The sequence below is a fragment of the Paraburkholderia sp. Cy-641 genome, assembly GCF_011752945.1.
GTDB lineage: Bacteria > Pseudomonadota > Gammaproteobacteria > Burkholderiales > Burkholderiaceae > Paraburkholderia.
On record NZ_VWWM01000029.1, the window covers coordinates 41,341 to 64,864 of the forward strand.

Here is a 23,524-nt window from a genome sequence, read left to right on the forward strand (position 1 = left end):
AATAGTGCGCGGGACCACCGCTGCGCACCATAGAGGAAATCCCCAGGCTGAGCAGGCACGAGAGCATGCGAACCGCGCCAGACACGATTCCGTGATTCGCAACTGCTCGCACAGTGCGCATCGAGCCAATCGGGCTCCTGGCCGCCACACAAATCCTGCCAACTGCAACTCAACCGCCCCCTTCCGCGAGACACAGCGCCAGAAACTGCTCGACCACGCGCGACGGCGCATTCGCATGCGGCACCAGAATCGACAGCCGGCGCGTCAGCGGCTCGGGACTCAGCGACAGCAGACGCAGCGCGCCATTCTCATGCCGCATCGACATCGCCGAGACGAAGCCCACGCCCATGCCGGCCCGCACCGCCTCTTTCACGCCCTCGACGCCGGCGATTTCGAGCGCCACGCGCATCGGCACGCCCGCGCGCGCGAACTCGCGCTCGACCGTCTGCCGCACACCCGAGCCCGTCTCGCGTAGCACCAGCGGCCAGGCGCCGAACGCCGCGAGCCCGATGCGCCCGCCGCTCGCCTGCTGCGCGAGCGGATGCGAGTTCGGCATGATCGCGACGATCTCGTCCTCGCGCCATGCATGCACGGCCGTGCCGGGCGGCAGATCGTCGCCGACCGGCCCTTCGACCATCGCGATATCGACCGCGCCGAGCGCGCCGACAATCTCGGTCGTGTTGCCGTCGGCGGCATGCACGGTCACCTCCGGGTAGCGCTGATGAAACTCGGCGATCAGATACGGCAGCAGATAACTGGCCGGCGTCGTGCTCGCGCCGATCCGCAGCGTGCCCTGTTCGAGCCCGCGCAGCGCGTCGCGATACGCATGCGCCTGGCGCCAGGTGTCGCGCAGCCGTGCCGCATAGCTCGCCAGTTGCTCGCCGGCCGGCGTCAGGCGCACGCCGCGGCCGTCACGCTGATACAGCGGCTCGCCGAATTCGTCCTGCAACTGCCGCAGCTGGCCCGACACCGCCGGCTGCGACAGATGCAGCGCCACCGCCGCCCGGCTGATGTTGCGATGCTCGGCGACGGCGGCGAAAGTTATAAGCTGATCCGGGGTCATCCTGACTAAGTATCTGCTGTACCGATACTTCACATTCTAAATCATGATTTTTTATATCGATATATCTAATTTAGGATTAGCCCCGTTGCAATCAGCCAGCCAAGCCGGATACCGAGGCGCTCACCATGTCCACCCCAACCGTACCGCTCACCGCCGTCACCGCCGCGCATTCGACCCGCGGCCAGCTCAACGGCGTGCTGTTCGTCGCGCTGTTCGCGGCCGCCGTCACGCGCATCGCGGCGATCCCGGCGATTGCCGGGCTGGGCCTGAGCCCGCTGATCGTCGGCATCGTCGCGGGCGCGCTCTACGGCAACGCGCTGCGCGACGGCATGCCGGCCAGCTGGGCGGCCGGCGTCAACTTCTCGGCGCGCAAGCTGCTGCGCATCGCGGTCGCGTTCTTCGGCCTGCGCGTGAGCCTGCAGGAAATCGCCCAGGTCGGCCTGCCGGGGCTCGCGCAGTCGGTGCTGATCGTCGTCAGCACGCTCGCGATCGGCACGTGGGCCGGCATGAAGATCATGAAGCTCGACCGCGACACGGCGCTGCTGACCGCCGCCGGCAGCGCGATCTGCGGCGCGGCCGCCGTGCTCGCCTTCGAATCGACGCTGCAATCGAAGCCGCACAAGAGCGCGATGGCGGTAGGCAGTGTCGTGCTGTTCGGCACGCTGTCGATGTTTCTCTACCCGATCCTGTTCAAGGCCGGCTGGCTGCATCTCGATACGGTCGGCGCGGGGCTCTTCTTCGGCGGCACGATCCACGAGGTCGCGCAGGTGGTCGGCGCGGCCAGCAACGTGAGCCCCGAGGCGACCCACATCGCGACGATCGTGAAAATGACCCGCGTGATGCTGCTGGTGCCGGTGCTGCTCGTGGTCGGTTTGTGGGTGAACCGCGCGGCGCGCGGCACGCAGGACGGCACCGCGAGCGGCAACCTCAACGGCAATACCAATAGCACGTCGCGCAAGCTCGCCATCCCCTGGTTCGCGCTCGGCTTCCTCGCCTGCGTCGTGCTCAATTCGCTACACGTGCTGCCGGAGAACGCGACGTCGACGCTGAACCTGCTCGACACCTTCGCGCTGACGATGGCCATGACCGCGCTCGGCATCGAAACCCGCCTCTCGCAGATTCGCGAAGCCGGCCCGCGAGCGCTGAGCACCGGCCTGATCCTGTACGTGTGGCTGATCGCGGGCGGACTGGGAATCACATGGACCGTCCAGTACCTGTTCCGCTAGACCGTTCCCGCCTTGACGCCAACCCCGCCGCGCACGGGGTTTTGCGCATTCCGGCGCCCCATTCGGCGCGTTCGCGCGGCATACTCGTTGCTGCGAACTTTGCTCATGCAACCCGCCCGCGCGCGCTGTTCCGGCAGCGCGTGCGGGCAACCGGAATGAGGATCGATCGATGAGCCTGGAACTCTATTACTGGGACGGCCTGCAGGGCCGCGGCGAATTCGTGCGGCTCGCCCTCGAGGAAGCCGGCGTGGCCTACGTCGAAGTCGCGCGCGGCAAGCCTTCGCAGGGCCTCGGCACCGAGGCGATGATGGCGCTGCTGGCGAGCCCCGACGAGCCGTATCCGCCGTTCGCGCCGCCGTTCCTGAAAGACGGCGATCTCGTCATCTCGCAGACCGCCAATATCCTGCTCTATCTCGGCCCGCGCCTGAATCTCGCGCCGGCGGCCGAAAGCCTGCGCTATGTCGCGAACGGCCTGCAACTGACGATCGCCGACGTCGTGACCGAAGCGCACGACACGCATCACCCGCTCTCGAGCTCGCTCTACTACGAAGACCAGAAAGACGCCTCGAAAGCGCGCGCGCACGACTTCATCGACCACCGCCTGCCGAAGTTCATGGCGTACTTCGAGCGCGTGCTGAAGCAGAACCCGGCCGGCGAGCGCTTCATGGTCGGCGATACGCTCAGCTACGTCGATCTGTCGATGTTCCAGCTGATCGACGGTCTGCTGTACGCGTTTCCGCGCGCGCTGAAGCGCTTCGGCGAGCACTATCCGCAGCTCGCCGCGCTGCACGACATGGTGATGGCGCGGCCGAACATCGCCGCGTATCTGAACTCGGACAGGCGCATCGAGCACAACGAAGCCTGCGTCTTCCGGCACTACCCGGAACTCGACAAGGCGGCGCCTTGATCCACGCCGCCGATACCCGCCCATCCGCGACAGCGCGCCCGCCATCGAAGGCGGGCGCGCTGCTGTTGTGGTGCGCCTTCCTCAACCCTGTCTCACGCCCCGTACCATCGACGTGCTTTCATTCCTGCTGAAGCTGCGCACCCGCGCCCAACGCCTGTTCCGTCTCTCCGATGCCCACACGATGCTGGTCTGGTCGGTCGTGGTCGGCATCGCCGGCGCGTTTGCCACCATCGTGTTTCGCAAGGGCATCGAGCTGCTGCAATTCGCGATGGCCGGGCGCGTCGGCAGTTTCGTCGACATGGCGCGCAGCCTGCCGTGGACCATGCGCATCGGGCTGCCGGCCGCGGGCGGCCTGATCGCCGGCCTGCTTCTGCTGGTCGCCCAGCGTCACGCCGACAAATGCGCGCACACCGACTACATGGAAGCGGTCGCGATCGGCGACGGCGTCGTGCCGGTCCGGCTGAGCCTGTGGCGCAGCGTGTCGTCGCTGTTCACGATTTCGAGCGGCGGCTCGATCGGCCGCGAAGGTCCGATGGTGCAACTGGCCGCACTCGGCGCCTCGCTGATCGGCCGCTGGGTCCACTTCGATCCGCCGCGGCTGCGCCTTCTGGTGGCCTGTGGCGCGGCGGCCGGTATCACGTCCGCGTACAGCGCGCCGATCGCGGGCGCGTTTTTCGTCACCGAGATCGTGCTCGGCTCGATCGCGATGGAGAGCTTCGGGCCGGTCGTGGTCGCGGCCGTCGTCGCGAACATCACGATGCGCGAATTCGCCGGCTACAAGCCGCCGTACGAAATGCCGGTGTTTCCGACCGTGACCGGCGTGGAAGTGCTGCTCTTCGTCGCGCTCGGTGCGCTGTGCGGAGCGGCCGCGCCGCAATTCCTGCGGCTGCTCGACGCGTCGAAGGCGAGCTTTCGCAAGCTGCCTGTGCCGCTACCGCTGCGGCTTGCGCTCGGCGGCCTGATCGTCGGCATCATTTCGACCTGGGAGCCCGAGGTATGGGGCAACGGCTACAGCGTCGTGAACTCGATCCTGCACTCGCCGTGGACCTGGAGCGCGCTCGTCGTCGTGCTGGTCTGCAAGCTCGCGGCGACCGCGGCGACGGCGGGCTCCGGCGCGGTCGGCGGGGTCTTCACGCCGACGCTGTTCGTCGGCGCGGCAGTCGGCTCGCTGTTCGGCCAGGGCATGCACGAATTGTGGCCGCACGCGACCTCGGCCGCCTATGCGTATGCGATGGTCGGCATGGGTGCCTTCCTCGCCGGCGCGACCCAGGCGCCCTTGATGGCGATCCTGATGATCTTCGAGATGACCTTGAGCTACCAGGTCGTGCTGCCGCTGATGGTGTCGTGCGTGGTCGCGTATTTCATCTCGCGCGCGATCGGCAAGACCTCGATGTACGAGATCACGCTGCGCCGCAATCGCGAGGAACAGGAACGCACGCGCCTGCGCGCGACGCAGATGCGCGAGCTGATCCGTCCCGCGCAGACGGTCGTGCCGCCGAACGCGACCGTGCACGACATGACCCGCGTGTTTCTCGAATATCCGGTCAAGTATCTGTACGTCGCCAATGAGTCGGGCGCGTTTCTCGGCGTGGTCGCGCTGAAGGACATCACGTCCGATCTGCTCGATAAACGCGATACGTCGGCGAAGACCGCCGCCGATTATCTGCAGCCGCATTTCGACGTGCTCACGCCGGACATGTCGCTCGGCGTCGCGCTGCAGCACTTCATGGCGTTCCAGGGCGAGCGGCTGCCGGTGGTCGAGAGTACCGCGCATCCGACGCTCGCGGGTGTGGTCTACAAGACGTCGCTGCTCGACGCGTACTTCCGCATGAATCCGTCGCGCTAGGCGGTGCTGCCGCATTCGTGCCATCATCTGAAATCTACAATGCGGTTTTGTCACGAATGTGCGCGCATGGCAGGATTTGCCATCTAAGATGGTAAATGAGCATCGGCCGTGCATCGCCACGCCGCCTGTAGCTTGCGCCTTCCTTTCGACGCGGGAACGGCACGGGGTTTGCTCAACTGTCAGCGCCGCATGAGCTTAGGAGGTCGGGCGATGAAAACCTCGACACTGTTGACCATGGTGACGCTGTCCGCCTCGTGCTTTGCCGCCCCGGTTCGCACCGCCCCGGACAGCGCGGATTCCACCACGCTCGCGCAACGCGCGAACGCCGCGCCGGTCGCGCCGCCTGCCCCCGGCGTATCGAGCACCGACGACCGTCCGCAGCAATGGGAACATATCGCGCTGCCGAAATCGCGTCATCTGGAGCGCAGCCTCACCGGGCAGAACGAGCATCTGCAAACCTGAGTTCGGACTCGACGACGTATCCGGCGCGAGCGGCTGAATAGTTTTACGATGAAAGCCGGGGCGCATGGTGCCCGGATGCGCTCGCGGCCCCCTGGCAACGCCATCGGGCTCTCCGCAGAAGACGCCGCGGCCATAACAACAGCAAGCACAGGAGCATGCGCATGACTGCCTCGGACATCCCCGGCGAATCGATCGATTTGCAGATCGCAGATCTTCTCAGCGAAGTCCGCTTTCCGACCAATAAGGACGCGCTCGTCGACGCCGCGCGCGAAGCCGGCGCGAGCAACGAAGTGCTGGCGATGCTCGACGGCATGCCGGAGCAGGACTACGTGGATATTGCGTCGGTCACGCGACTGATCAGCGGCAACTATGGTCCGGGGCTAGGGGCTTAGGCGCGGCGGCCGCGCTGGGCGTACATGCGGCCAGGTCTTCCTGGCCGCCATAAGCAGAACGCCACGATCAATCAGGCTGAAATCAGAACTGCGGCGCCGCCGCCACCCGCGCACGCGATGCACGCGGTACGCGGCGCGCCGGTTCGTCTGCTTCGCGCAATGCGTCCGGCAGTTCGGGCGTGTCGAAATCGTCGGCCCCCGCCATGCCGAACACCGGCTCCGCGACGGACGGCGCGAACGCCACGCCGCGCGAATCGCGCGTGAGACCGCTACCGGGCTGGAAATGATCGACCAGGTGGTCGATAAAGGTGCGCACCTTCGCCGGCAGATGCAGACGGCTCGGGTAGGCAATCGTGATTTCGATCGGCGGCAGGCTGTAGTCGTCGAGCAGACGCACGAGGCGCCCCGCCGCCAGATCGCGCCCGATCAGATAGCTCGGCAGGATCGCCACGCCCATGCCCAGCAAGGCAAACTGCCGCAGCATTTCGGTATTGTTCGCGGCGATCGCGTTGACGGGCCGCACCCGCACTTCGCCGTCCGGCCCCTTGAACACGCGCTCCTCGCCGCCGCCCTGCTCGGCCGGCCGGCTCAGACACGAATGCTGCAGCAGATGCTCGGGGCGCGTTGGCGTGCCATGCTGCGCGAGATAAGCCGGCGTTGCGCAGACTGTCATGTAGCCGGTCGTCAAACGCCGCGTGACGATGCTCGCGCTGCGCATGTGTCGCGCGACCAGAATACCGACGTCGAAACCCTCTTCGACCAGATCGACGTTGCGGTCGGCGAGCGTGACATCGGGCAGGACGTCCGGATAGCGCGCCGCGTACGACTGCACGACCGGCGCGAGACTATGCAGCCCGAACACGACCGGCGCGACGATGCGCAGCGTGCCGACGGGCTCGTGATTGCGCGCCACCACCATCTGCTCGACGCCTTCGAGGTCCGCGAGAATATGGCGCACGCGCTCCAGATAGGTCGCGCCGGACTCGGTCAGCGACAGACGACGCGTGGTGCGGTTAAGCAGGCGCGTACCGAGCCGCGCTTCGAGATCCGCCACGTGCCGCGTGACCACTGCGGTCGACAGATCGAGTGCGCCTGCCGCGCCGACGAAACTGCCGAGGTCCGCCACCTTGACGAACACGCGCATCGACTGCAGTTGATTCATGGGACGACTCCTGCCTCGGTAAAGCCGGGCCGGCGCGAGCTTGCCGCCTGTCGACCCGTGCGCCAGGAGCGCGCGCGGGTTTGCCCGATGAACCGATTGTATCGATCGGATCATGTCCCAACCCTGACCTGGACATGACATTCCCGTCAGGTTCGATGCGGCCTGACTGCCGCACCACTATTTTTGAGTCTATTATGGGTTTTAGCTAGGTATAAACCCTAGTTAACTGGTAAGATGGCGGCCAAAAGGAAATTACCGCCATGCCACATCGCTTTCATCTTCTGGAAAAAATCGCGTTTACGCTTGTCTGCTGGTCCGCTGCGGCCAGCTCGGCCTACATCGGTTACGAGCGTTGCCCGGACATCAAGGTCGCCCTGCACGCAGGGGAAAAGATCATCAATACAAGCGGCCAATATGCGTTCGCTTGCGCGGCACCGGCCGCCGACCTTTGCGCGCAATTGCCGGTCGACTGATTTTCGCCGTTTCCGTTTTGTCGTATCCGACGCGCGATCCAGACTGGGTCGCGCGTTCGCTCGTTCAGTTCGCCTGGTCCGCTCGTAGATTGCGCGCGTTTTTGTAATTCTTGCGCGAATTCAATACGGCTTCACCGCATTTCCCTCCGCTTCGCTTCGGCGCAATTTCAACTGCGCGCGACCATCTGACGATCGCGCGCCGTGCCACAAGGCTACCCACCTTCGAGGGAGCCCGGCTGCGCAGTCCCCCTGCATTCCCCCAAGCCGAAACTCACGCCTCGCGCCCGAACACCACACGCGCGAAAAATCCCGCCAGCACCGTTTCGACCTTCTCCGTCGGCACATTCTGCGGATCGACCGAATAGAAGAAGTGCATACCGTCGCACAGGCCCATCAGGCCGATAGCCAGTTGCTCGGGCGGCATCAGCAGCGGCGTGCCGACCCGCACCGAAAACTCGCGGATATACGCGGCTAGCTGTTCGAGCTTCTCGTGCATGAACGCGTTGAAACGCGGCCGGAAACGGCCGTCGCGCACCGCGAGCAGCTTGGCCTCGACCCACAGCAGGAAGCATTTGTTCTCGCGATGCAGCGTGCTGTAGTAATGCAGCACGCGCGCTTCCATCTCCTCGCGCGACGCCGCGCTCTCGAAGATCGCGTGCAGCCCCGCCTGCATCGTTTCGTGATCGCGCCGCAGTAATTCGAGAAAGAGGTCGGTCTTGCTGCGGAAGTTCGAATAGAACGCGCCGCGCGTATAGCCCGCAGCCGCCGCAATATCTTCGACGCTCGCCGCGACGAAACCTTTCTTCATAAAAGTCGTCTGCGCAGCATCGAGCAGACGCTCCCGCGTCTGGTCCTTGCTTTGCTCTCTTGTCAGTCGTTGCCGTTTCATGGGCGCAAGTCTAGCACCGAAAAGAATTCCGATTCACCTCGACATTCAAATACAGCTGTGTATTAGAATTCAAGGCATCATTCAGAGTCGGTTCCGTATGCCATTTGCATGATCGGCGCACGGGTCCTCGCTGGCGGGCCGCCGCGGCTTGCCGTGTTCGTTCGCTGTCTCCAGTTGGGGTAATTGTGAAGCGTCCCGGTTCTCCCGCATCGTCTGCGATGCGCCAGCAGTCTCCCCCGTCCATGCGTCATGGCCTCCTGCTCCGCACGTGTGCCGTCGTGCTGGCAGGCGCGGCGCTCCTCGCGGCCTGCTCGAAGAAAGAAGCCGCGGCACCCGCGCCGCGTCCGGTGGTCGCGCTCGCCGTGCATGCGGACGGCGAGGCGCTGCAGGCGACGTCGCTGCCCGGCGAAGTGCAGGCGCGCTATTCGACGCCGCTGTCGTTTCGGGTCGGCGGCAAGATCATCGAGCGGCGCGTGCGGCTCGGCGATGTCGTGAAAAACGGCGAGGTCGTCGCCCTGCTCGATCCCGCCGATGCGCAGAAAAGCACCGCCAGCGCGCAGGCGCAACTCGACGCCGCGCAACACAATCTCGTCTATGCGCAACAGCAATTCGAGCGCGACAAGGCGCAAGCGAAAGAGAACCTGATCGCCCCGGCGCAGCTGGAGCAGACCAGCAACGCCTACTCGTCCGCGCAGGCGCAACGCGATCAGGCGCAGCAGCAGTTGGCGCTCGCGAAGAACCAGTTGCAGTACACCACGCTCGTCGCCGGTCATGCGGGCGTCATCACGGCGGAACAGGCCGACACTGGCCAGAACGTATCGGCGGGCCAGGCCGTCTACAACCTCGCGTGGAGCGGCGACACCGACGTGCTATGCGACGTGCCGGAAAGCGCGCTCGCCGCGTTCGCGGTCGGGCAAAGCGCGAGCGTTACGCTGGCCGCGCTGCCGGGCCGCCAGTTCAGTGCGCGCGTGCGCGAACTCTCGCCCGCTGCCGATCCCCAAAGCCGCACCTGGCGCGCAAGGCTCACGCTTGCCGATGCCGGCCCGGACGTGCGGCTCGGCATGACCGCCGACGTCACGCCCGCCCTGCCGCTCGCCACGGCAGCCGCGCAGCACGGCCTCTTCACGCTGCCCGTCACCGCGCTGTTTCACGACAGCCAGCAGCCGGCCGTCTGGGTCGTGCGCGCCGCGGACAACACGCTCGAACTGCGCCGCGTGACGATCGTGCGCTACAACGAGCGCACGATCGTCGTCAGCGAAGGGTTGAAGGACGGCGAAAGCGTCGTGCTGCAAGGCGTGCACACCGTGAGCGCGGGCGAGAAGGTCCGCACGATCGCGCCGCTACATCCCGAGGACTTCGCTTCATGAGCACGCCGCATGAAGAGGGACGCTTCAACTTGTCCGCATGGGCGCTGCGCCACCAGGCGCTGGTCGTGTTCCTGATCGCGCTCGCCACCGCATTCGGCGTGCTCGCGTACACGCGCCTCGCGCAATCCGAAGACCCGCCCTTCACGTTCCGCGTGATGGTGATCCGCACCTTCTGGCCCGGCGCCACCGCGCGCCAGGTGCAGGAGCAGTTGACCGATCGCATCGGCCGCAAGCTGCAGGAAACGCCCTACATCGACTTCGTGCGCAGCTATTCGCGCCCGGGCGAATCGCTGATCTTCTTCTCGATGAAAGACTCGGCGCCGGTTAGTCAGGTACCCGAAACATGGTACCAGGTGCGCAAGAAAGTCGACGATATCGCGTCGACCTTGCCGCCCGGCATTCAGGGACCGTTCTTCAACGACGAGTTCGGCGACGTCTACACGAACATCTACACGCTCGAAGGCGACGGCTTTTCCCCCGCGCAACTGCACGATTACGCGGACCAGTTGCGCACGGTGCTGCTGCGCGTGCCGGGCGTCGGCAAGGTCGATTATTTCGGCGACCCCGATCAGCACATCTACATCGAGATCGCCAACACGCAACTCACGCGCCTCGGCATTTCGCCGCAGCAACTCGGTCAGGCGATCAACGCGCAGAACACGATCGCGCCTGCGGGTACCTTGACCACCACCGACGACCGCGTATTCGTGCGCCCGAGCGGCCAGTTCAACGACGTCAACGCACTCGCCGACACGCTGATCCGCATCAACAACCGCACGTTCCGTCTCGGCGATATCGCCACGATCAAGCGCGGCTACGACGATCCCATCGTCACGCAGATGCGCTTCGGCGGCAAACCGGTGCTCGGCATCGGCGTGACGATGCAGCCGGGCGGCGACGTGATCCGTCTCGGCCAGGCGCTCGACCGGCAGATGACGCAATTGCGCGCGGCGCTGCCCGCGGGCCTCAGGCTCGTCGAAGTGTCGAGCATGCCGCACGCGGTCGCGCGCTCGGTCGACGACTTCCTCGAAGCCGTCGCCGAGGCGGTCGCGATCGTGCTGATCGTGAGCCTCGTGTCGCTCGGCGTGCGCACCGGCATGGTCGTCGTGATCTCGATTCCGGTCGTGCTCGCCGTCACCGCGCTGTGCATGTACCTGTTCGACATCGGCCTGCACAAGGTGTCGCTCGGCACGCTCGTGCTCGCGCTCGGGCTGCTCGTCGACGATGCGATCATCGCGGTCGAGATGATGTCGGTGAAGCTAGAACAAGGCTGGAACCGCGCGCGCGCCGCGGCCTTCGCCTACACGAGCACCGCGTTTCCGATGCTGACCGGCACGCTCGTGACCGTCTCCGGCTTCCTGCCGATCGCGCTCGCGAAATCGAGCACGGGCGAATACACGCGCTCGATCTTCGAGGTCTCGGCGATCGCGCTGATCGCGTCGTGGCTCGCCGCGGTCGTGCTGATTCCGCTACTCGGCTATCACATGCTGCCCGAGCGCAAGCGTCATGCGCACGAGCCCGACGATCACGAACACGACATCTACGACACGCGCTTCTATACGCGTCTGCGCGGCTGGATCGGCTGGTGCATCGAGCGGCGCTTCGTCGTGCTCGCGATCACGGTGCTGCTGTTCGTGCTCGCGATGGCCGGCTTCTCGCTCGTGCCGCAGCAGTTCTTCCCGAGTTCGGACCGGCCGGAATTGCTGATCGACGTGCGGCTGCCCGAAGGCGCGTCGTTCGACGCGACGCTGCGCCAGGCCGAGCGCCTGGAAAAAACGCTCGCAGGCCGCCCCGAGATCGACCACACGGTCAGCTTCGTCGGCACCGGCGCGCCGCGTTTCTATCTGCCGCTCGATCAGCAATTGCAGCAGCCCAATTTCGCGCAGTTCGTGGTCACGGCGAAGTCGGTCAAGGATCGCGAGAAGCTCGCGCAGTGGCTCGAACCGCAATTGCGCGACCACTTCTCGGCGATCCGCACGCGCCTGTCGCGCCTCGAAAACGGGCCGCCGGTCGGCTATCCGGTGCAGTTCCGCGTGAGCGGCGACGACATCGCGACCGTGCGCTCGATCGCCGAGCGCGTCGCCGCGGCGATGCGCGCGAACAACGGCACCCGCAACGTGCAGTTCGACTGGGACGAACCGGCCGAGCGCTCGGCGCACTTCGAGATCGACCAGAAACGCGCGCGCGAACTGGGTGTGACGTCCGAAGACATTTCGAGCTTCCTTGCGATGACGCTCTCGGGCTACACGGTCACGCAGTATCGCGAACGCGACAAGCTGATCAGCGTCGATCTGCGCGCGCCGCGCGCCGAGCGCGTCGACCCGTCGCAACTGACCGCGCTCGCGATGCCGACGCCGAACGGCCCGGTGCCGCTCGGCACGCTTGGGACGCTGCGCAACGACCTCGAATACGGCGTGATCTGGGAACGCGACCGCCAGCCGACCATCACCGTGCAATCCGACGTCGCGGCCGGTGCGCAAGGCATCGACGTCACGCACACGGTGGACCGCGCGCTCGCGCCGATCCGCGCGACGCTGCCGGTCGGCTACCGCATCGAGATCGGCGGCTCGGTCGAGGAAAGCGCGAAGGGACAAACCTCGATCAACGCGCAGATTCCGATCATGGTGATCGCGGTGCTGACGCTGCTGATGATCCAGCTGCAAAGCTTCGCGCGCGTGCTGATGGTCGTGCTGACCGCGCCGCTCGGGCTGATCGGCGTCGTGCTCACCTTGCTGCTGTTCGGCCAGCCGTTCGGCTTCGTCGCGATGCTCGGCGTGATTGCGATGTTCGGCATCATCATGCGCAACTCGGTGATTCTCGTCGATCAGATCGAACAGGACATCGCCGCGGGACACAAGCGTTTCGATGCGATCGTCGGCGCGACCGTGCGGCGCTTCCGGCCGATCACGCTGACCGCCGCGGCCGCCGTGCTCGCGCTGATCCCGCTCCTGCGCTCGAACTTCTTCGGGCCGATGGCGACCGCGCTGATGGGCGGCATCACGAGCGCGACGATCCTCACGCTGTTCTATCTGCCCGCGCTGTATGCCGCGTCGTTCCGCGTGCGGACCGACGAGCGCGAGCCGCCGACGCCCGCCGGCTCCGGCGTCGCGCATACCGGAAACTGAGCATGAGCACCCGCATGGCGATTCCCGCACTCCCTCGCCGCCCGCGCTTCGATGCGCGGGCCGGCATCCCGCGCATCCCGCTCGCCGCGAGCATCGCAAGCGTCACCTGCCTGCTCGCCGCCTGCTCGTTCGGACCGAGCGGCGAGCCGCCCGCGATGCCGCAGCCCGCGCACTACGGCGCCGAAGCATTGCCGACGCAAACCGTGCCCGCGCAAGGCGTCGCGCAGCAGTTCGTGAGCGGCGCGCAGCCGGTGCCCGAGTGGTGGAAGCTATACCGCTCGGATGCGCTGAACGCGCTCGTCGACGAAGGCCTGCGCAACAGTCCGACGCTCGCGGCCACCGACCGCAGTCTCGCCGCCGCGCGCGAGCAGTTGCGCGCGCAGGTCGGCAGTTCGCTGCTGCCGACCATCGACGCGGGCGGCCAGGCGACGCGCAATCGCGCGCTCGCGATTCCCGAAGCCGGACCGAACACGTTTCTGTACAACGTGTTCGTCGGCCAGTTGCAGGCGCATTACACCTTCGACCTGTTCGGCGCCGCGCGCCTCGCGAACGCGGCACTCGCCGCGCGCGTGAACGTGCAGGTCTATCAGTTCGATGCCGCACGCCGCGCGCTTGCCGCGAACATCGTGAGCGCAGCGCTCACGAGCGCCGCGTTGCACGCGCAGATCGACACGACCGAACGGCTCGTGAGCCTCGCCAACGATCAGGCGCGCGACACCGCGCGGCGCTATGAACTCGGCGCGGTATCGCATGCCGATCTGCTGAACGCGCAGCAGAGTGCGGCCAGCGTGTCGGCAAGTCTGCCGGCGCTGAAGCAGCAATGGCTGACGACGCGTCACGCGCTCGCGGTGCTGCTCGGCCGCACGCCGGACGCCGCGCCCGCCGATCTCGATCTCGCGCAGTTGCATCTGCCCGAGCAGGTGCCGGTCGTGGTGCCCTCGGAACTGCTGCGCTCGCGGCCCGATATTCAGGCCGCCGACGCCGCGCTGAAGGCCGCGGCGGTCGACGTCGGCGTGGCGACCGCGCAGATGTTCCCGAGCCTGTCGCTGTCGGCGTCGATGGGACAAGGCGGCTTTAGCTGGCCGGTCGCGCTGTCGGGCGCGGGCGCGATCTGGAGCCTCGGCGCGTCGCTGTCGCAGCCGCTGTTTCATGGCGGTGCGCTCTTCGCGCAGCGCCGCGCGGCCCAGGACACCTACGAGGCCACGGTCTCGCAGTACAAGCAGACCGTGCTCGCCGCGTTCCAGAACGTCGCCGATACGCTCGCCGCACTCGATCACGACGCGCAATCGCTCGATGCGGCCAACGTCGCCGCGCGCTCGGCACAGGGCGTGTTCAACGAGACGGCGGCGCGCTACCGGCTCGGCGCGCTGCCCGTTGCATCGACGCGGTCGAGCGAACAGCAGTGGCGCAATGCGCAGCTCGACGAGATCCGCTATACGAGCGCGCGGCTGACCGACACGGCGGCGTTGTTTCAGGCGATGGGGAATCCGCCGGTGAGTGAGGTGGGAGCGTCGTTGCCTGCGGCTGCGGCGGCTGCGACTTCGGCGGCTGAGCCGGATACCGCGACGAAGGCCAACGTGCCGAACTAAACATGGGATTCCGTAGGGAGCATGGCGTACTTATCCCCAGTTTATGTTGAAGAGCCTGTTGAAAACTCTCTGACAAGCAGGCTAACGCATTGAACGAACGGGGATTTGTCTGGGCGGCGCGAAGTGAGCCTGTCGATCTGATTCTCTGAAGGATGAGTATTGGCGCCGCTGTCGCTCAACGGCGAGGCTTCAGGGTTTTGCTTCCGGTCATATCCGATCGTCGGTAGTCCGATGTCCCATGGAAATAGAAACAGTCTCCCACAATGTTGCACGCTATCGTCAATCGCCACACAGTGCGCTCTCACGGCTGCCCGAGATGTACTCCAGCCTTTGCAGCGGTTTCAGGGGCTCATTCTTTTGCCATTTGCGATTCGACGCCATGATAGGTTTTTCCGCTGATCTGACTTGGGCATGGACGGCGAATGGCGATCGAATTCAAGGTTGGAACTCACCGGAACTGCACGCTCTACACGCGGCACGAATATCGCGGCAACGCCTTCAGTGACGAAGCGCGTGCAGGCCGCCAGCTCATTACTTCGGCAAGCGCAGGGGAACTGACGCACGACACGCGTCAGTTAGCGCAGCTTGTCACGTTCATGCGCAATGCACCTGGCTGCGCCTATGTGAGCGGTGCTACACCGGCTCAACTCGCCCGGATGCTGCGGACCACCGTCGAGCGCGGCGATGTGATTGCCGTCGCGGCGAAGCCGCATGCCTCAGGCGGACGCAGCGTGCGTATCGAACAGCCGCCCCGGCCATACCATGAGACCTTCTCGCCATCGCAACTATTCCGGCCTGAGCAAAGCGTGGCACGTACCGCTCGCTCGTTTGAGCGGCCCAGATTGCCACGGCTCCCTTGGGAGGATGACCTCGCGATCTGGTTCGCCCGTCCCGGCGACGTGTTGCCGGATGGGACTATCGCCATCCCTGTATCGACGCCGCTCAGCAATGCGCAGCCGTTCGAATACAGCAAGGCTGTGCCCGTTGAGAATACTGAACAGGACGCCGGAGTGTTTCTCTCGCCAGAGGAGGAAGCCGAGTGCGAATTACAGCTTAATGTGGACATAGACGAGTGTTCAGTTTGGTACGTAGCCAAACCGTTGTCATGGGGTGTATGTCACGAACGTGCCATGCAACGGTATGCAAACTGTTTGAGAGGACGGGATTGAGATGGAAAAAAGGCCACCGCGATGCGTCGTCATCGCTTACGACGAAGATCAACAGGCACTGAAAATTTGCACGCTGTATCGGGACTCGCTTGCCAGACGGATGGATTCCGCCCTGATTGTTCCATGGCCTCTTGAAGATGTTGACTTCAAACTTGATGATGAATCGGCCCGAACCATCGGAGGCGTTATCTTCGGCCTTCTGGCCGTGCATCAACCGGAATTGAAGCAATACATCAGCGTCACCCCTCATCCGGACTCAATCGGGCATCCCGAGCCGCCTCAGTGCGACGAAAAGTAACCGGAACGGGCGCATGCGTAATAGCAGAGAACATGTATCGATACTCCTGGGCTTATGTACTGTGCCCACAACATACATTTCAGAGCTAGCCTCGACATGAAAATGGGCCGGATCAATGTAGAAACTATTAATGGCAAACCACCCAAACAAGCGATGTGTCGTCGTCATGTGGTCCGAAGAAAAGCAGGCGCTCATCTCGTATACCCTGGACGTTGAAAAGATACTGGCCGTTACTCAACGTCTCTTTCCTATGGAATTGCCTCTCGCCGACTACGGTTACTCACTGGACGACGAGTTCGCACGACGGTTCGGCGGTGCAACGCTAAATCTGTTAGCGCTGTCCAATCCCGATTTGAAACCACATATCAAAGTTACTCCGGCGCCAACCACGACTGATGAATAAGCAGCGCGCGTTTTCCAATTACCAGAGTTGCAGAGGATACTGACATGCCTAAGCCTCCCCGCGCGACAATCGTTTTCTACGACGAAGAAACACGGCAATTGAGGATATGCACCGTTTTTAGGCGCGAAGTGCAGTCAGTCATTGATCGCAAATTGGCCCGTAGCGACGGGATGACGATTCCCCCGATGCACAGGAGCATAGTTCGCAGCCGATCGATGATGAAGATGCCCGCAAACTAGGTGCACTGGCGATACTGATGCAGGCGGGCGTACACGACGATCTTCGTAAGCGCCTTCAGATCACAACTGCAGAGCCGATCAACTGGACGCCAACGCAACCAGCCACGGAGTAATTATGGTCACCGCAAAATCGTTTGTTGTTTCGTATAACCCGGAATTGCAGCAACTCGAAGTTTTCTCGGTTAAGGATGCAGACCTTGCCGCGTTGCGCGGAAAAAATGTCATTGCGCCATGGCGCCTCGAAGATATTCCCGGCGGAGAATTGACAGAAAACATCGCGAACCGACTCGGCGCAACAGCGCTCGGCATCCTCTCGATCTACCACCCCGAGATCAAAAAGCGCCTGTGCGTGAAGCCGGATCAATTCCCGCTGCCCTGACGATCATGATGAACAACCCGTGCAGGGAATATTGATGGTGCGTAATCCTGCCGTGGTCTTTCTATACGACGAAGCAACCCCACGGTAGCTCACAACTACCTGCCCTTCTTCAATCCCCCCAACCCCACAGCCAACGCAGCCCTCGTCAAAACACCACGAAAGCCGCGCCGGCTCAGAACCACAACCTCAAGGCTTGTTCGTCTCGAACAGATCCATGATCTGCTTCTTCTCGCTCGACGACACGCTCGGCGGCGGCACCGCCGGCGGCGTCATGCCGGCCGGTCCCACTCCGCCGACCGCGTCGCTCGCGCCCGCCGTCGGGGTGCCCGAATCGAGGCCGATGCTCGCGACGAAGCCATGTCCCGGCAGCATGTCGGTGAAGAACAGTTCGCCGTCCATCGCGGTCACGCCATCGGGCTGCTGCGGCTCCGCCTGCGGCACGCCGCGCAACGCGCGCTGCATGTACTCGACCCAGATCGGCAGCGCGAGCTGCGCGCCGAATTCGCGGCTGCCGAGGCTCTTCGGCTGGTCGTAGCCCATCCACGCGACCGCGACAAGCGACTGCTGATAGCCGGCGAACCAGCCGTCCTTGGCGTCGTTGGTCGTGCCGGTCTTGCCCTGCAGGTCCGAGCGATGCAGCACGTTGGTGCCCGCGCCGGTGCCCGCGGTCGCGACCGAATGCAGCAGACTGTTCATGATGTACGCGTTGCGCGGCTCGAGCGTGCGCGGCGCGTCGCGGCCGGCGACGAGCGGCTGCGCGCGCGAGATCGGCACGCCGCGCGCATCGGTCACTTCGCTGATCAGATACGGATTGATCCGGTAGCCGCCGTTCGCGAACACCGAGTACGCGCCCGCCGACTGCAACGGCGTGACGAGGCCCGCGCCGAGCGCCATCGGCAGATACGGCGGGGTCTTGTCGGGGTCGAAGCCGAAGCGCTGCGTGACGAAGTCCTGCGCGTACTTCGTGCCGATGAACGACAGGATGCGGATCGACACGAGATTCTTCGACTTCTGCAACGCGAGGCGCATCGGCATCGGGCCATCAGGCTGATCGTCGTCCTTCGGCTCCCACGCGTCGCCGCCCGGCGTGCTCGGCGGGAAGTACAGCGGCGCGTCGTTGATGATCGTCGCCGGTCCGAGCCCCTTGTCGAGCGCGGCCGAATAGATGAACGGCTTGAAGCTCGAACCGGGCTGGCGCCAAGCCTGCGTGATGTGGTTGAACTTGTTCTTGTTGAAGTCGAAGCCGCCGATCAGCGCGCGAATCGCACCGTCCTGCGGCGTCAGCGACACGAGCGCGCCTTCCACCTGCGGCAGCTGCGTGATCTGCCAGTTGCCCTTGTCGTCGGCCATCAGGCGCACGATCGAGCCCGGCCTGATGCGCAGCGTTGCCGAAGCGCGCGGGCTCAATGCCGCCGCGACGAAGCGCAGACCGTCGCCCGTCACCGTCACCTGGGTGCCGTCCACCAGTTGCGCGGCCACCTGCTTCGCGCTCGCATCGGTCACGACGCCCGCGATGATCTCGCCGTTGTCCGGGTGATCGGTGAGCGCGTCGTCGATGGTCTGATCGCGATCGTCGCCGGCCGCGGGCAGTTGCACGAAGCCCTCCGGTCCGCGATAGCCGTGGCGCCGCTCGTAGTCCATCACGCCCTTGCGCACCGCGTGATACGCGGCGTCCTGATCGGCGGAGTCGATCGTGGTGGTGACGTTCAGGCCGCGCGTATAGGTCTCGTCCTTGTACTGCGCGTACATCATCTGCCGCACCATTTCGGCGACGTACTCGGCGTGCACGCTGTACTCGTTGCCCGGGTTCTTGGTGTGAATCTCTTCCTTGATCGCCTCGTCGTACTGCTGCTGCGTGATGTAGTTCAGCTCGAGCATGCGCCGCAGGATGTACTCCTGACGGATCTTCGCGCGCTTCGGATTGACGACCGGGTTATACGCGGACGGCGCCTTCGGGAGGCCCGCGAGCATCGCGGCCTGGGCGAGCGTGATGTCCTTCAGGTCCTTGCCGAAGTACACGCGCGCGGCCGCGGCAAAGCCGTACGCGCGCTCGCCCAGATAGATCTGGTTCATGTACAGCTCGAGAATCTGGTCTTTCGTGAGCGCGCGCTCGATCTTGTAGGCGAGCAGCATCTCGTAGATCTTGCGCGTGTAGGTCTTCTCGCTGGAAAGGAAGAAGTTGCGCGCGACCTGCATCGTGATCGTGCTCGCGCCCTGCGAGGCGCCGCCGTGCGCGAGGTCGGCGAAACCGGCGCGCAGGATGCCGACGAAGTCGACCCCGCCGTGTTCGTAGAAGCGGTAGTCCTCGATCGCGAGCACCGCTTTTTTCATCTGGTCCGGAATGTCCTGGAAGCGCACGAGGCTGCGCCGCTCCTCGCCGAATTCGCCGATCAGCACGTGGTCCGCGGTATAGACGCGCAGCGGCACCTTCGGGCGATAGTCGGTCAGCGCGTCGAGCGACGGCAGTTGCGGCCCCATCACGACGAGCGCATAGCCGACGATCAGCGCCCCCACCACGACGGCGGTCGCGATCAGGCCGAAGAACCACAGCACGAGCGACGTGCCGAACGAGCGGCGGCCGCGCCCCACGTCACGCGAAGCGGCATTGCGACCTGGAGTGCGTTGGCGGGAGTCCCGGTCTTCACCGGCCGGAGAATGGGAGGAATGCGGTCGTTTGATGATTGGCATGACTTGAATAGTGGGCGTGCAACCGCACGCCTGTCCGCGCGCTCGCGATGCGCGCCTGGGTCGTGATCGAGCATCCGGGCCTCGGCGTACGCCGCCGCGCGGACCTTGCCCCCGGCCGGCCGCACGGCACGCCTCGAACCCTGTCCGGCGCAACGTAACAGCACATTTTAAATAAATCGGCCGGGGTCCAACGCAGTTTTTTTGTAAGAATTCCCTTCGTGAAGCGGCGCGCCAAGGCAAGGACCTGTAATTTCGGGAAGCGCATGGCGCGAGCCGCGCGCGACCGGCAATTTATGCGAGGTTATCAACAGAAAATGTTGAAAGGGCTGTGGACAAACTGCCTGGAAACGCTACAACTCATTGATGTCACGGGATTTTCGTGCAACGAACATTTCGTATCCGGGCAACTCGTCATATGATGAAGCCGGCGCGCCCGGCCCTGTTCCGCGCATGTGCCGACGTACCGTGAATGCACAGCTCGGACGCACGGCGCCGGATGCACGCCGTGCCCCACTCATGCCAACAAGCCTGCGAGCCGATCATGACCAAGCCCAGCGAGCGCATCGTCGTATTCGTCACGACCGCGCAGAAGCGCGCCATCACCCAGACCGCGGAGGATCTGGGCATCAGCGTGAGCGAACTGATGCGGCGCGCGGTGCTGAGCTTCGGCGCGACAAGCGAGCAGGTCAAGGCGGCGAGCATCGTCGACCGGCTGCGCGCACCGCGCGCGCCCGATGCGCTGAACGCGGCGCTGCAACGCGTCGCGCGCGGAACGCGGTATGCGCGAGCGACGGCGCCCGCGAGTGTGCCTCACAAGACAAACGACGCCAAGGCGCCGGGCCATGCTGCGAGTGCCGCTGGGTCGGTGAACAGCGTGCCCGCAGCCGCCGATTCAGCCCATGCCTCAAGCACTGACGACGCGACACGCGCTCCGTCAACCGGGCATGCCTTAGCGCCCCCATCCACCGGGGACCGCCCCGCCTCCCTGCTGCCCGCCGGCGTCGCCGCGGCACTCGCGGCCGAACAGGACGAGCAGGCCGCGGCCACCGCCGAAGCCGTCGCGCGACTCACGGCGGCCCGAGCGGCCGAAGCCGACGACTCGTCGCCATCGCAACCGCAGCCGCAGCCCGGCTCTGCGGCACCGCTGCGCAACTCGCTAAAGCGCCGCCGCCTCGACAAAGCCAGCGACGACGACGAACCGCGCAGCGACACCAGCACGGAAGGCGGCCGCTTCGCGTGAACGGCAATCACCACGCATGACGCCCGCCCGATGCTGCGTCGCTATGCACAAAGCACGCGCAAACGCCTCAAGAAACCGCTCTCTGTTGCAGATCGTTACATCGGCGCATGACACATGACCAGCCGTCGGCAACCTGGGCCGCCACACCGATACCGCAACTACGACAACAGCCTCCGCCGCCCGGCAAAACCCGCGCGCAGCCGCCTCGCGCAAGCCATTTCGAGACAAAGCCGATGGTGTAATATCCGCCGTCAAGTGCAGGCTCGCGAGGCGCTTTCGCTCATCGAAACGTCATCGATTCAAGCCATGCTCGCGAACAATTCGGGGCCGCGCTATTGCAATTGGCCGGTACGCCCCGAACTCCGGTCCGAACGTTGCGCAGCATCGCGCGCGGCGGCGTAAAGTAGCAGTTCAAGGCAGTCGCGGCGCGTGGACATCGTCGGCGCCGCTTACATTCTCTGGAGGTTTTCATGTCGCTTTTTGACAGCATTTCGCGCACGCTCAAAGGTCTTCTGAACGATGCGGCCGACTCGGTGCAGGATCCGTCGCGCGACTCGCGCCAGATCGTGCGCGAACTCGACGACAGCATCGGCAAGGCCGAGAACTCGCTGATCGAGATTCAGGCGCAGGTCGCCACTCAGCAGAGCAAGCGCGATGTTGCCGCGGACAAGGCGAAGAAATACGAAGACGGCGCGCGCCGCGCGCTGCAGTCCGGCGACGAGGCGCTCGCGCGTGAAGCGCTCGGCGCGCAGGCCACCGCCGAAGCCGAACGCGATGCGCTGACGAAGGAGCTGACCTCGCTCGAGCCGTCGGTCTCGCAGCTGAAGAGCCAGATCGACGACATGCGCACGCGCCGCAACGACCTCAACGCACGCTCGAACATCCTGCAGGCGAAGCAGCAGATCGCGCAGGCGAAGGATACGGCGGCCACCGCGCTGGGCGGCATCGGCGGCAAGAATCTGTCCGAAGATTTCCAGAAGCTCGAAGACAAGGTCGCGCTGTCGAACGCGCGTTCCGACGCACGCCTGAATTCCGCCGACGAGAAAAGCGGTAAGGCGCTCGACGACAAGCTCGCGGACCTGAACCGCGGCCCGTCCGTCGACGATCGTCTCGAAGCGCTGAAGAAGCAGCTCAACACGCCGGCGCAGTAATTGTGCAGCGACAAGCGTGCCGTGGCGAGCGTGCCGCGGTACGTGTACGTGAATCGCCGCGCCTTCGAGGTACGCGCGGCAACCGCAGTGCTTGCCGGACCGCCGCTCGCAGCAGAGCCGGCATACCGGCCGCTGATGGCGGCCACCGCAATCGACTGAAGGAGACGGGCGCGCCGCGCCCGGTCCGCACATGAAAAAATTTCTCGCAACCGCCTGCGCTTCGCTGCTGCTCGTTTCGGCCGCCGCGTTCGCGGTGCCGACGGTGCAGCAGATCGAATCGGCGATGTCGCAAGGCAACTGGCAGCAGGCCGATGCCGGCCTCACCGAAGTGCTGCAGGCGCATCCGAACAACGCGCGTGCGCACTACCTGTACGCGCAGGTGCTCGATCGCGAAGGCCGTTACGGCGACGCGCTCGCACAGGTGCAGCAGGCGAAGACGCTCGATCCGCAGATCCGCTTCACCGACCCGGGCCGTTTCGCGCAAACCGAAGCACGCCTGCGCCGCGATGCGGAAAACGCGGGCGGCAACGTCACCCGTCACGCCGCGAATCCGTTCGCGCAGCAGAATGCGCCTGCTGTGCAGCAACCGTCGGCGATGATGGCGCAAGCGCAACAATCTCATGGTCCGGGGGTGGGTATGTGGATCGGTCTCCTTATTCTGATCGCGATCATCGCGCTCGTGCTGCGCTGGACCTTGCGCCGCGCCCGCACGCAGGAAGACACGCGCGCCGACGACGAGCGCCGCGCGCAATTGAAGCGCGCAACCGACATGCTGAACGCGGTGCGTTCGATCAAGCTCGACGTGAAGATTTCGACCGCGACGGGTCATGAAGCGCTGGAAAAGGAAGTCGAAGCGACGGAAGACCAGTTGCGCGGCGTCGTCGAAACGCTCTCGAACGGCAAGAATCCGCTGCCGCCGTATCAGCTCGACGAACTCGAACAGCGTATCGCGAGCTTGCGCGCGCGCGCCGACGGCCGGCCCGATCCGGCCGCAGCACCAGCGCCCGGCAGCCAGCAATCGGCCTATGCGCAGGAAGCCGAGCGCTTCGGCAGCCCGCAGGCGCCTTATCCGCAGCAGGGTCCGTATCAGCAGCAGCCGCAGGTCATCGTGCAGCAAGGCGGCGGCATGGGTGGCGGCATGGGCGGCCTCCTGACCGGCGTGCTGCTCGGCGAGGCGCTGAACCATGGGCGCGACCGCGTGGTGGAGCGCGACGTGATCGTCGACGACGACGAATTGCGCCGCCGCGGCAACGATGGCGGCAACGGCGGCGGACTCGACTTCGGTCAGGGTTCGAACGACTGGAACGACAACAGCGGCGGCGGTATCGACATGGGCAGCAACGACGATTCGGGCGGCTGGACCGATACCTGATCCCTGATCTGATATCGCGGGTCGCCATGCGGCCCGCGTCGACGAAAACAGGCTCCTTCGCGAAGGAGCCTGTTTTTTTGCCGG

General features: G+C 65.1%; 20 protein-coding genes. 16 read left to right on the forward strand and 4 right to left on the reverse strand.

The genetic code is table 11. The features are described 5' to 3' along the window. Nucleotides 1-169: 169 nt before the first annotated feature. Nucleotides 170-1,063: a LysR family transcriptional regulator gene (locus F3J20_RS17525; RefSeq protein ID WP_167284032.1), complete on the reverse strand. Its 894-nt coding sequence runs from the start codon at nt 1,061-1,063 to the stop codon at nt 170-172. A 125-nt stretch (nt 1,064-1,188) separates the two neighbouring features. On the opposite strand from F3J20_RS17525, the gene F3J20_RS17530 reads away from it, so the two are divergent. From F3J20_RS17530 to F3J20_RS17550, 5 genes are all read left to right on the forward strand, one after another. Then, nucleotides 1,189-2,289, forward strand: a complete 1,101-nt coding sequence (locus tag F3J20_RS17530; protein ID WP_167284033.1) for a YeiH family protein — start codon at nt 1,189-1,191, stop codon at nt 2,287-2,289. 169 nt (nt 2,290-2,458) lie between these two features. Beyond that, on the forward strand, nt 2,459-3,196 hold the full coding sequence (locus F3J20_RS17535) for a glutathione S-transferase (RefSeq protein ID WP_167284034.1): 738 nt from the start codon (nt 2,459-2,461) through the stop codon (nt 3,194-3,196). A 112-nt stretch (nt 3,197-3,308) separates the two neighbouring features. Continuing rightward, the gene (locus F3J20_RS17540; RefSeq protein WP_167046003.1) at nt 3,309-5,042 is read left to right on the forward strand and encodes a ClcB-like voltage-gated chloride channel protein; all 1,734 of its coding nucleotides are present in this window, start codon (nt 3,309-3,311) and stop codon (nt 5,040-5,042) included. 210 nt (nt 5,043-5,252) lie between these two features. Then, nucleotides 5,253-5,504, forward strand: coding sequence for a hypothetical protein (locus F3J20_RS17545; protein WP_167046006.1), 252 nt, complete (start codon nt 5,253-5,255; stop codon nt 5,502-5,504). Nucleotides 5,505-5,665: 161 nt separating this feature from the next. Further along, nucleotides 5,666-5,896, forward strand: coding sequence for a DUF2795 domain-containing protein (locus F3J20_RS17550; protein WP_167046009.1), 231 nt, complete (start codon nt 5,666-5,668; stop codon nt 5,894-5,896). Nucleotides 5,897-5,978: 82 nt separating this feature from the next. Here the strand turns inward: F3J20_RS17550 and F3J20_RS17555 are convergent, their stop codons facing one another. Further along, a complete protein-coding gene (locus F3J20_RS17555) occupies nt 5,979-7,058 on the reverse strand; it encodes a LysR family transcriptional regulator (protein ID WP_167284035.1) in 1,080 nt (359 codons plus the stop codon). A 260-nt stretch (nt 7,059-7,318) separates the two neighbouring features. Between F3J20_RS17555 and F3J20_RS17560 the strand changes: the two genes are divergently transcribed. Further along, entirely contained in the window at nt 7,319-7,531 is a 213-nt protein-coding gene (locus tag F3J20_RS17560; protein ID WP_167046015.1) for a hypothetical protein, read from the forward strand. 271 nt (nt 7,532-7,802) lie between these two features. Here F3J20_RS17560 and F3J20_RS17565 read toward each other — a convergent pair whose 3' ends face one another. Next, on the reverse strand, nt 7,803-8,420 hold the full coding sequence (locus F3J20_RS17565; RefSeq protein WP_167046018.1) for a TetR/AcrR family transcriptional regulator: 618 nt from the start codon (nt 8,418-8,420) through the stop codon (nt 7,803-7,805). A gap of 242 nt (nt 8,421-8,662) precedes the next feature. Between F3J20_RS17565 and F3J20_RS17570 the strand changes: the two genes are divergently transcribed. The 7 genes from F3J20_RS17570 to F3J20_RS17600 all read left to right on the forward strand — a co-directional run bounded on the left by F3J20_RS17570 (nt 8,663) and on the right by F3J20_RS17600 (nt 16,989). Next, a complete protein-coding gene (locus F3J20_RS17570; RefSeq protein WP_240162825.1) occupies nt 8,663-9,787 on the forward strand; it encodes an efflux RND transporter periplasmic adaptor subunit in 1,125 nt (374 codons plus the stop codon). Then, nucleotides 9,784-12,912: an efflux RND transporter permease subunit gene (locus F3J20_RS17575; RefSeq protein ID WP_167284037.1), complete on the forward strand. Its 3,129-nt coding sequence runs from the start codon at nt 9,784-9,786 to the stop codon at nt 12,910-12,912. The genes F3J20_RS17570 and F3J20_RS17575 overlap by 4 nt, the downstream gene beginning before the upstream one ends. Nucleotides 12,913-12,926: 14 nt before the next feature. After that, complete coding sequence (locus F3J20_RS17580; protein WP_167284070.1) at nt 12,927-14,501, forward strand: efflux transporter outer membrane subunit; 1,575 nt, start codon at nt 12,927-12,929, stop codon at nt 14,499-14,501. A 422-nt stretch (nt 14,502-14,923) separates the two neighbouring features. After that, a complete protein-coding gene (locus tag F3J20_RS17585) occupies nt 14,924-15,670 on the forward strand; it encodes a hypothetical protein (protein ID WP_167284038.1) in 747 nt (248 codons plus the stop codon). Nucleotide 15,671: 1 nt separating this feature from the next. After that, on the forward strand, nt 15,672-15,968 hold the full coding sequence (locus tag F3J20_RS17590) for a hypothetical protein (protein WP_167284039.1): 297 nt from the start codon (nt 15,672-15,674) through the stop codon (nt 15,966-15,968). Between the two features lie 166 nt (nt 15,969-16,134). Next, nucleotides 16,135-16,371 (forward strand): hypothetical protein, encoded by a 237-nt coding sequence (locus F3J20_RS17595; protein ID WP_167284040.1) that lies wholly within the window; start codon nt 16,135-16,137, stop codon nt 16,369-16,371. 354 nt (nt 16,372-16,725) lie between these two features. Next, nucleotides 16,726-16,989: a hypothetical protein gene (locus tag F3J20_RS17600; RefSeq protein ID WP_167284041.1), complete on the forward strand. Its 264-nt coding sequence runs from the start codon at nt 16,726-16,728 to the stop codon at nt 16,987-16,989. 186 nt (nt 16,990-17,175) lie between these two features. On the opposite strand, the gene F3J20_RS17605 is transcribed toward F3J20_RS17600, so the two are convergent. Next, nucleotides 17,176-19,677 (reverse strand): penicillin-binding protein 1A, encoded by a 2,502-nt coding sequence (locus F3J20_RS17605; RefSeq protein ID WP_167284042.1) that lies wholly within the window; start codon nt 19,675-19,677, stop codon nt 17,176-17,178. Between the two features lie 541 nt (nt 19,678-20,218). Here F3J20_RS17605 and F3J20_RS17610 point away from each other — a divergent pair. The 3 genes from F3J20_RS17610 to F3J20_RS17620 all read left to right on the forward strand — a co-directional run bounded on the left by F3J20_RS17610 (nt 20,219) and on the right by F3J20_RS17620 (nt 23,440). Further along, nucleotides 20,219-20,917: a hypothetical protein gene (locus F3J20_RS17610; protein WP_167284043.1), complete on the forward strand. Its 699-nt coding sequence runs from the start codon at nt 20,219-20,221 to the stop codon at nt 20,915-20,917. A 470-nt stretch (nt 20,918-21,387) separates the two neighbouring features. Further along, complete coding sequence (locus F3J20_RS17615) at nt 21,388-22,068, forward strand: PspA/IM30 family protein (RefSeq protein ID WP_167046048.1); 681 nt, start codon at nt 21,388-21,390, stop codon at nt 22,066-22,068. 190 nt (nt 22,069-22,258) lie between these two features. Then, on the forward strand, nt 22,259-23,440 hold the full coding sequence (locus tag F3J20_RS17620; protein ID WP_167284044.1) for a tetratricopeptide repeat protein: 1,182 nt from the start codon (nt 22,259-22,261) through the stop codon (nt 23,438-23,440). The last annotated feature ends 84 nt before the right edge of the window (nt 23,441-23,524 follow it).

What these genes read in the sequence shown, in the direction of transcription:
- F3J20_RS17590 (WP_167284039.1), top strand. Translation starts at nt 15,672, where the DNA reads ATGGAAAAAAGGCCACCGCGATGCGTCGTCATCGCTTACGACGAAGAT.
- F3J20_RS17595 (WP_167284040.1), top strand. Translation starts at nt 16,135, where the DNA reads ATGTGGTCCGAAGAAAAGCAGGCGCTCATCTCGTATACCCTGGACGTT.
- F3J20_RS17545 (WP_167046006.1), top strand. Translation starts at nt 5,253, where the DNA reads ATGAAAACCTCGACACTGTTGACCATGGTGACGCTGTCCGCCTCGTGC.
- F3J20_RS17530 (WP_167284033.1), top strand. Translation starts at nt 1,189, where the DNA reads ATGTCCACCCCAACCGTACCGCTCACCGCCGTCACCGCCGCGCATTCG.
- F3J20_RS17605 (WP_167284042.1), bottom strand. Translation starts at nt 19,677, where the DNA reads ATGCCAATCATCAAACGACCGCATTCCTCCCATTCTCCGGCCGGTGAA.
- F3J20_RS17570 (WP_240162825.1), top strand. Translation starts at nt 8,663, where the DNA reads ATGCGTCATGGCCTCCTGCTCCGCACGTGTGCCGTCGTGCTGGCAGGC.
- F3J20_RS17600 (WP_167284041.1), top strand. Translation starts at nt 16,726, where the DNA reads ATGGTCACCGCAAAATCGTTTGTTGTTTCGTATAACCCGGAATTGCAG.
- F3J20_RS17615 (WP_167046048.1), top strand. Translation starts at nt 21,388, where the DNA reads ATGTCGCTTTTTGACAGCATTTCGCGCACGCTCAAAGGTCTTCTGAAC.
- F3J20_RS17550 (WP_167046009.1), top strand. Translation starts at nt 5,666, where the DNA reads ATGACTGCCTCGGACATCCCCGGCGAATCGATCGATTTGCAGATCGCA.
- F3J20_RS17555 (WP_167284035.1), bottom strand. Translation starts at nt 7,058, where the DNA reads ATGAATCAACTGCAGTCGATGCGCGTGTTCGTCAAGGTGGCGGACCTC.
- F3J20_RS17535 (WP_167284034.1), top strand. Translation starts at nt 2,459, where the DNA reads ATGAGCCTGGAACTCTATTACTGGGACGGCCTGCAGGGCCGCGGCGAA.
- F3J20_RS17610 (WP_167284043.1), top strand. Translation starts at nt 20,219, where the DNA reads ATGACCAAGCCCAGCGAGCGCATCGTCGTATTCGTCACGACCGCGCAG.
- F3J20_RS17560 (WP_167046015.1), top strand. Translation starts at nt 7,319, where the DNA reads ATGCCACATCGCTTTCATCTTCTGGAAAAAATCGCGTTTACGCTTGTC.
- F3J20_RS17620 (WP_167284044.1), top strand. Translation starts at nt 22,259, where the DNA reads ATGAAAAAATTTCTCGCAACCGCCTGCGCTTCGCTGCTGCTCGTTTCG.
- F3J20_RS17565 (WP_167046018.1), bottom strand. Translation starts at nt 8,420, where the DNA reads ATGAAACGGCAACGACTGACAAGAGAGCAAAGCAAGGACCAGACGCGG.
- F3J20_RS17580 (WP_167284070.1), top strand. Translation starts at nt 12,927, where the DNA reads ATGGCGATTCCCGCACTCCCTCGCCGCCCGCGCTTCGATGCGCGGGCC.
- F3J20_RS17525 (WP_167284032.1), bottom strand. Translation starts at nt 1,063, where the DNA reads ATGACCCCGGATCAGCTTATAACTTTCGCCGCCGTCGCCGAGCATCGC.
- F3J20_RS17575 (WP_167284037.1), top strand. Translation starts at nt 9,784, where the DNA reads ATGAGCACGCCGCATGAAGAGGGACGCTTCAACTTGTCCGCATGGGCG.
- F3J20_RS17585 (WP_167284038.1), top strand. Translation starts at nt 14,924, where the DNA reads ATGGCGATCGAATTCAAGGTTGGAACTCACCGGAACTGCACGCTCTAC.